The organism is Duganella sacchari, assembly GCF_900143065.1.
Classification (GTDB): domain Bacteria; phylum Pseudomonadota; class Gammaproteobacteria; order Burkholderiales; family Burkholderiaceae_D; genus Rugamonas; species Rugamonas sacchari.
Window position 1 is genome coordinate 286,298 of the sequence record NZ_FRCX01000002.1, and the last position, 6,584, is coordinate 292,881.

The 6,584-nt window shown below is 63.7% G+C and carries 4 protein-coding genes and 1 pseudogene; all 5 read right to left on the reverse strand.

The features are described from left to right. Positions 1–1,152: a hypothetical protein gene (locus BUA36_RS05230; RefSeq protein WP_139260355.1), complete on the reverse strand. Its 1,152-nt coding sequence runs from the start codon at positions 1,150–1,152 to the stop codon at positions 1–3. Positions 1,153–1,209: 57 nt separating this feature from the next. After that, a complete protein-coding gene (locus BUA36_RS05235) occupies positions 1,210–2,127 on the reverse strand; it encodes a TauD/TfdA family dioxygenase (protein WP_072781991.1) in 918 nt (305 codons plus the stop codon). Between the two features lie 28 nt (positions 2,128–2,155). Next, entirely contained in the window at positions 2,156–3,106 is a 951-nt protein-coding gene (locus BUA36_RS05240; protein WP_072782576.1) for a TauD/TfdA family dioxygenase, read from the reverse strand. Positions 3,107–3,122: 16 nt separating this feature from the next. Continuing rightward, the gene (locus BUA36_RS31670) at positions 3,123–4,961 is read right to left on the reverse strand and encodes a thioesterase domain-containing protein (protein WP_443093065.1); all 1,839 of its coding nucleotides are present in this window, start codon (positions 4,959–4,961) and stop codon (positions 3,123–3,125) included. Between the two features lie 96 nt (positions 4,962–5,057). Then, positions 5,058–6,575 (reverse strand): annotated as a pseudogene (locus BUA36_RS31675) (non-ribosomal peptide synthetase); the annotation flags it as partial. Positions 6,576–6,584 lie beyond the last annotated feature (9 nt).

A 6,584-nucleotide genomic window follows, 5' to 3' on the forward strand; every position in this document is an offset into this window, starting at 1 on the left:
TCACCCGCCTATCCTTGCCAGCATGCCCAGGCTTTCCTTCAAGTTCACCTGGAAATGATCGCGCTGCGACGGCACCCACATCGGCGGATCGAAGGTTGCCGCGATCCGGTTGGATTCGATCCTGATGCTGCCGGCCAGCGGCTCGCGCACCGCAAACTCGTCGCCCGCATGCTCGATCTGGAAACCCTGCGCCTCGATGTCCTTGAGCTGGGCTTTGAGCACCTCCTGCAGCCGGGCGGGACGGTTGGCATGCGGCACCACGATCTCGATGGCCTTGAGATCGGGCAGCGGCACCAGCACCGGCGCCGTCACGGTTGATTTTCCGTTGGCAGCCGGGAAGCGCAGTGCCGCCGCAGCGCGCTGGATGAGGTTTCTGACCTGCTCCACCTCCGCCGATGGCGCGTAGCCGGTGGCCGGCGTCACCAGATTATTGGTCAGGATGGTCACCGATTCCACCTCGCCGGATGCGGCGATGGCCAGCCGGAACGTCAGCGTGCCCTGCACCTCCTTGTATGCCGTGATCTGCTCCGCCAGCTGGCGATGGAAGTCCAGGATCACCTTGCGCGCACCCGCCGGATCGAGCGCGCCCTTGACGATCGGTGAAGTCGGCCGCAGATGGCCCACCAGCGCAATCCGCCCCTCGATCGGGTCCATGCTGCCCTCGATGGTCTGGGTGCCGTGCACGATGCGGTCGTCAAACAGCAGCAGCTGGTTGAACTGCGCCGGTACCAGCTCGTACAGCGACTCGCCCTGCACATGGTGCTTTTTGTAGCTGGGCACGCCATCACGCATGATCAGCGTCTCGCCGCCGGAAAATTTGCGGCTTTGCCAGCGCGTAAGCGAATAGACAAAGCCCCAGGTGCCGTTGTGGAAATCGCTGTGCAGTCCCAGCGTGCAGCCGTTAATCATCAGGTGCAGATTGGGCACGCCCATCGGCACCAGCCCCAGGTGGTCGATGCACCACTGCTTCATGTGCTGCATGAAGCGGCCGAACAGCGGCTCGGGAAACATCTGTTGCGGCACCGTGCGCAGATAGGTGTACATCTGCGGCGCGCAGAAGTACTGCCAGCTCACGGTCTGTTTATAGGGATCCTTGACCTTGAGATCGTAAGCCTCGCGCATGGCGTCGGCTTCCGGGAAAAATTCGTTCACAACATGCTGCCGTTCTATCATCCTGTTCTCCATCAATTGGGTGGAAGCGATGCGCGTTCAGGCCGTCGCATGGGCGCGCATATCGCCGAGCGCGACGCGGATCTGGCGGTTACCGGAATACGGCCTGCGGCCGTGCGCCAGCAGCAGGTTATTCACCAGCAGCACGTCATTGGCCTGGGTCGGAATGCGGGTCGAGCACTGGTTCAGTACGCTATCGATAGTCTTGACCCATTCGGCCGGAATCTCGCTGCCGTCGCCAAAGAACACCGTGCGGGGGAATTTATCGCGCGAAAAATGCTTGCACAGCAGCGCATCGACTTCCTGCGGCAAGGCGGCCGGATGGTGCAGCAGGATCTGGTTGAACCAGGCCTCGGTGCCGCGTTCCGGCACCTGCAGCACGGCGTGGGTGCGGAACGAAACGGTCACATCGTTTTCGGACGGCGCATCGATCTCGTGACCGGTGGGAGCGATCTTGTCACGCAGCTGTTCCAGCGTATCCACCTTGAAGAACTGCTGCCATGAGGCATCCAGGCCGCGAATAAAGCGCCGGCGGTAGACCAGGCCCTTGGCGCGGAACTCGCTAAGCATCTCCGGCGGCAGTGCGGCCAGCACCTTGCGGCCGTCCGACAAGGTCCACTCGCCGCCTTCCGGGGCCGGCTCCAGGCAGTAAAACAGCTGGCGCGACGGCCAGGTGTGGGTGTGCGAGGCCTCGTTGTGGAACTGGATTTCCAGGTGCTTGGGATATGGCGTGGCGAAATACACATTGTCGCTGGCGCTCGCCAGCGGCAGATCGCCGTAATGCTTGTACAGCATGTCGCATGCCACTGCGGCGCTGTTTTCGAACCCTTCCAGCCCGCCCACCTCAAAGCCACGGAACAGCACATAGCCGTCTGACCACAGCGCCGCATCGATATCGCTGCGGTGGCGTTGAATCCATTGCGAGAGCGACTCGCCTTGCGTACCTGAGATATTCATGATTTCCCTTCGTGTAAAGTTGATCGCTTCAAGACATCGCCACCAGGATCTTGCGTGGTCCGTCAAACGGCATGCGGCCATGCGCTGCCAATACGTTGTCCACCATCAGCAGGTCGCCCTGCTGCCAGCGGAACAGTCTTTTTTCGGCCTGCAGCACTTGCCGTACCGCCGCCAGGGTGTCATTGCTGATCCTGCCGCCGTCGCCGTAATACGCCGCCATCGGTAGTCCGGCTTCAATGTGCGCGGTGACGCTGCTGGCCATAGGGGTGTTGGAGGCATGCCAGAGATGAACCTGGTTGAACCAGACGCGTTCACCAGTGACCGGGTGGGTCTGCAAGGCCGGCCGGATCTCCTGGATCCGCAAACCGCCATTGGCCTGCCAGGCGTAGCCAATGTCCATGTCGCGGCAATAGGCTTCCACCCTGGCCTTGTCGGTGGTTTCAAACGCCTTGGTCCACGAGTTGTAGCGCGATTCGGCCGACGCCAAGTTGCGCACATACATGAGCTGGCGGCGTGCGAATTCCTCGACGATCCCGGGCGGCATGCGCTTCAGGATGGCCCGGGAGTCGGCAATCGGCGTTTCGCCATCGATGGCCGGCGCCGTGGCGCAAAAGAAGAACAGCAGCTCCGGCCACTGGCAGCTATAGGACATCTCGTTGTGCAGCGGGATCTCCAGATGCTGCGGATACTCGGTCGAGGTATACACGCCCTCGGCCACCTGGCTTCTTGGCGAGGTGCCGCCCGCATAGCCGCGCAGCTGGGGCGCAATGGCGCCCACCACGCGCCTGAAATCCTCTGCGCCGTGCAGCGGAAAGCCGCGAAACAGCAGCGCGCCCGTGTTGCGTAGCAGCCTGAGCAGGTCCGGCGCCGACGCTTCAAACCACGCGTAGCCGTCCGCCTCCGGGCTGGCTTCGATCAGGTAAGGGAAGCCGCTGGTGCTGCTCACTTCCAGTGGCGCGGTGTCGCAGATATTGTCCATGATGTGCATTCCCCGATTAACCCAGATACCACTGCTTGAGAATTTCTTTGGCCGCCAGGCCGGCATACGGCGCTTTCAGGATCGACAGATGGTCGCTGCCGTCGATCTTGACCACCCGCAGCCCCGGCTCGGCGCGGCGCCACGCGCTGAGGTCCACCGCGTTGCCGCCCTGCTCCGGCGTAGCCAGCAACAGCAGCAGGCTGCCGCCGAAGGGTTGTTCATGCAGATAGCCGATCGTGCACTGCCGTAAGAACGTTTCAATGACGGTCTGGAGCGCGGTGATCCTGGCTTTCACGGGCAGCAGGCCGGCTTTCTTCATGCGTTCGAACACCAGCCTGATTTGCCCCGCTTCGTCGCGCCGTGCCAGATCGCCGTCGGAAATGCCGAGGCTGGTGTCGCCGGCCAGCTCGACCAGATAGATGTACTCGGCCATCGCTTCGCTGCGCGCCCTGTGTCCTTGCGCGCGCGGCGCTTCGCTATCGATCACCACGACCGGCGCCACCACTTGAGCGGCCTGGATCAGTTGCCGCGCCACTTCCAGCGCGATCCAGCCGCCGAAGGAATGGCCGGCCAGGTAGTACGGTCCGGCAGGCTGTACGGTCCTGATCGCTTCCACGTAATGTCGCGCGGCGGCCTGCACCGTGCTGGCCAGGCCCAGCAAGCCTTCCGCCTCGAGGCCGATATAGGTGGCGCCGTGCGCCAGGCTGGCGCTCAGATCCAGGAACGACGTGGCGTTGGCGCCGGCGCCCGGTATGCAAAATACCTTGGTCCCATGCCCGTCGCCGCTGCTGATGACGACTGCTGCGGGGTGGTGGGCGGCTTCTGCGCGCGCCGCCGTGCCATCGATGCTGGCCAGCACGGATGCGATGGCGCTGCCCAAGTGCCCGGCGCGTACCGGGTCCATCATCAGACTCCAGTGGTTGCCGCCGATGGGGTGGACCTGTAGCCGCGCGCCTGCCACCTGGCGCCAGCCATTGGCCGGATCGGACGGCTGGTCCGGCTGCGCCGTGAACAGGTGCACCGGTACAGCGAGCGGCTGTGCCGCATAGTGGTGCGCAGCCACGCGCAGATTGAACGCAAGTTCCACCCTTGCATCGAACTCGTCCACCGCCAGACCCTGGCTCAGCCAGCCGTGCTGCTTGGCACAATCCAGTGCCGCCGGCAGGTCGGCTGCCGCCATGAGCTTGGCCACTTCGGTATCGCCCAGCTTGTAGCCCTGGTATTCGATGTAAGACACCAGCAGCATTTTCTTGTCGTTGAGGTCGATTTCGCGGGTGATACCGTGGTCCGTGCCGCGATGCCAGCTGTCGATGAGGCCGACAAACTCCACCGTCTGGTCCTGCGCCATGAGCTGGCGCGCAACCTCGTACGCCAACACACCGCCCGCCGACCAGCCGGCCAAACGGTAAGGCCCGCCTGGCAGCGCTTCGCGGATGATCTGCGCATAGCGCTGGGCGATCTGTTCATAGCTGCTGCCGGCCGCTACCGTGCTGCGGTCCGCACGGATGCCATACAGCCCGACCTCATCGTCGATATGCCGCGCCAGGCGTTCATAAGACAGCACCTCGCCGCTGGGCTCATGGATAAAGATCAGCGGCTGGCGCTGGCCGCCACGGCGGATCGTGACCCATTGGTCGGACGTCTGGGCGCCGCCATGGTGGGCGGTCAACAATTGCGCCAGTTCGCTGAGTTTCTGCGCCAGCAGGATGTCTTGCAGCGTCACCTGGAAGCCCTTCTGCTTCAGTCCTTCGATGACCTCGAACACCATCAGCGAATAACCGCCCAGGTCGTAGAAGTTATCGTGGCGGCCAACGCGCTCGACACCCAGCAGTTCCGACCACAAGGCCGCGATCATCTGCTCGATCTCACCTTCGGGTGCCTCGTAACTCTGCTGCGCCAGGCCCTGCCCTTCGGGCGCCGGCAATGCTTTGCGGTCGAGCTTGCCATTGGGCGTCAACGGCAAGGCCTCCAGCGTCACAATGGCGGACGGCAGCATGTAATCGGGCAGCGTGCTGCTCAGTTGCGCCCGCAGTTGTGCCGGGTCGGGCGCAGCCGCATGCGGCGCCGCAACGATGTAGGCCACCAGGCGCTTGTCGCCAGGCTGGTCTTCGCGCGCGATGACGGCAGCCCCGCGCACACCGTCCAGGCGGCTCAATTGGGCCTCGATCTCGCCGAGCTCGATGCGGAAACCGCGCAGCTTGACCTGGAAATCATTACGGCCCAGGTATTCGATGCTGCCGTCGGCACGCCAACGGCCCAGATCGCCCGTTTTGTACATGCGTGCGTGGGCGCCGGCGGCGAACGGATCGTCCACAAAACGCTCGGCTGTGAGTTCTTCGCGGTTGAGATAGCCGCGCGCCACACCAGCGCCGCCGATATGGAGCTCACCAGCGACGCCGATCGGTACCGGCTGCCGCGCTTCGTCCAGCAGGTAGATGCGTGCGCCAGGCATGACCTGGCCGATATTCGGCGTACGTCCGTCAATCAGACCGCAACTGGCGTCAACGCTGCATTCTGTCGGACCGTACATATTGAAGAACAGCGTGTCTTCCACCGCCGCCAGCTCATTCCACGTGACCGTATCGATCGCTTCACCACCCAGCAGCAACTTGCGCAGCGTGCGCGCGCGGCCCTTGAGGAAACCGGCGTTCTGCAGCATGCGCAGGTGCGACGGCGTGCACTCCAGCGCCTCGATACGGTGTTCCTCGATAAACCCGAGCAAGGCTTCGCCGCTGAGACGCGTGATTTCCGGGATCAGGTAAACCGTCCGCCCCCGGGCCAGCTGGCCCCAGGCCTTGACCGCCATATCGAAACCGAACGACGAATTCCACGCCACGCGGCGGCAATCTGGCTGCACACCATGGATGCATGCTTCCAGCCCATGCAGGAAGGTCAGCACGTTGCGATGCTCCACCATCACGCCTTTGGGCGTGCCGGTTGAACCCGAGGTATAGATCATGTAGGCCAGGTGTTCGCCCGACAGGCCGATCTGGCTGGCGTCGGGATTGTGCCTTGGCCCGTTGCCCCAGGCCGATTGTTCCCAGGACGCTGCATCCAGCACCAGGCAGGCGCTGCCGCCTGGCAGGTCCAGCCGCGCACGCAGCGCCGCTTGCGTGAGCACGGCCACCGGGGCGCTATCCTGCAGCATGTGCGCCAGACGCTCGTCCGGATAGACCGGGTCCAGCGGCACATAGGCGCCGCCCGCTTTCAGCGTGGCGAACAGGGCAATCACCATGTCCAGGCTACGTTCAGCACAAATCGCGACGCGCGCATCCGGCCCCACGCCCAGTTCGCGTAAGTGATGGGCCAGCTGATTGGCACGTTCGTTCAGCTCGCGGTAGCTCAGTTGCTGCCCCTCAAACACAATCGCAGTAGTTTTGGGCTGGGCCGCAGCCTGCTGTTCGAACAGTGCATGAATCAGGCCGGCTTGCGCTGGCGGGATAGCGCTCTGGTTGAAGCTGTCCAGCACCAGGCTACG